Source organism: Pseudomonas sp. NPDC089406 (assembly GCF_044900265.1).
Taxonomy (GTDB): Bacteria; Pseudomonadota; Gammaproteobacteria; order Pseudomonadales; family Pseudomonadaceae; genus Aquipseudomonas; species Aquipseudomonas fakonensis.
The window spans coordinates 1475-3162 of sequence record NZ_JBJDNC010000082.1 but is presented as its reverse complement, the minus strand read 5'-3'; the positions used below and the strand labels follow the sequence as shown (position 1 = coordinate 3162).

At 49.9% G+C, this 1688-nt stretch carries 1 rRNA gene (cut by a window edge); it reads right to left on the bottom strand.

The window, feature by feature from the left end:
* Nucleotides 1–1495 (bottom strand): 23S ribosomal RNA (locus tag ACI2KK_RS28835) (it extends 1495 nt beyond the left edge of the window).
* Nucleotides 1496–1688 lie beyond the last annotated feature (193 nt).

Here is a 1688-nt window from a genome sequence, read left to right as displayed (position 1 = left end):
GATCCCGGATTTGCCTAAGATCTCAGCCTACCACCTTAAACTTGGACAACCAACGCCAAGCTGGCCTAGCCTTCTCCGTCCCTCCATCGCAATAACTAGAAGTACAGGAATATTAACCTGTTTTCCATCGACTACGCTTTTCAGCCTCGCCTTAGGGACCGACTAACCCTGCGTCGATTAACGTTGCGCAGGAAACCTTGGTCTTTCGGCGTGCGAGTTTTTCACTCGCATTGTCGTTACTCATGTCAGCATTCGCACTTCTGATACCTCCAGCAAGCTTCTCAACTCACCTTCACAGGCTTACAGAACGCTCCTCTACCGCATCACCAAAGGTGATACCCGTAGCTTCGGTGCATGGTTTGAGCCCCGTTACATCTTCCGCGCAGGCCGACTCGACTAGTGAGCTATTACGCTTTCTTTAAAGGGTGGCTGCTTCTAAGCCAACCTCCTAGCTGTCTAAGCCTTCCCACATCGTTTCCCACTTAACCATGACTTTGGGACCTTAGCTGACGGTCTGGGTTGTTTCCCTTTTCACGACGGACGTTAGCACCCGCCGTGTGTCTCCCATGCTCGGCACTTGTAGGTATTCGGAGTTTGCATCGGTTTGGTAAGTCGGGATGACCCCCTAGCCGAAACAGTGCTCTACCCCCTACAGTGATACATGAGGCGCTACCTAAATAGCTTTCGAGGAGAACCAGCTATCTCCGAGCTTGATTAGCCTTTCACTCCGATCCACAGGTCATCCGCTAACTTTTCAACGGTAGTCGGTTCGGTCCTCCAGTCAGTGTTACCTAACCTTCAACCTGCCCATGGATAGATCGCCCGGTTTCGGGTCTATACCCAGCGACTAAAGCGCCCTATTAAGACTCGCTTTCGCTACGCCTCCCCTATTCGGTTAAGCTCGCCACTGAATATAAGTCGCTGACCCATTATACAAAAGGTACGCAGTCACCTAACAAAGTAGGCTCCCACTGCTTGTACGCATACGGTTTCAGGTTCTATTTCACTCCCCTCTCCGGGGTTCTTTTCGCCTTTCCCTCACGGTACTGGTTCACTATCGGTCAGTCAGTAGTATTTAGCCTTGGAGGATGGTCCCCCCATGTTCAGACAAAGTTTCTCGTGCTCCGTCCTACTCGATTTCACTGGCAAGAGATTTTCGTGTACGGGGCTATCACCCACTATGGCCGCACTTTCCAGAGCGTTCCACTAATCTCAAACCAGCTTAAGGGCTGGTCCCCGTTCGCTCGCCACTACTAAGGGAATCTCGGTTGATTTCTTTTCCTCAGGGTACTTAGATGTTTCAGTTCCCCTGGTTCGCCTCTTGCACCTATGTATTCAGTACAAGATACTCAGCTTATGCTGAGTGGGTTCCCCCATTCAGAGATCTCTGGATCACAGTCTGTTTGCCGACTCCCCAAAGCTTATCGCAGGCTACCACGTCTTTCATCGCCTCTGACTGCCAAGGCATCCACCGTATGCGCTTCTTCACTTGACCATATAACCCCAAGCAATCTGGTTATACTGTGAAGACGACATTCGCCGAAAATTCGTACGTCGCTCTTTCGAGCAGAACTCACAAATTTTACCTTAGCCTGATCCACCAGCAGTGAAACTGGTAATCAGTCTATTTCTATCACATATCCGAATTTTTAAAGAACGATCTGACAAAAGCCAGAAATCAACATTCG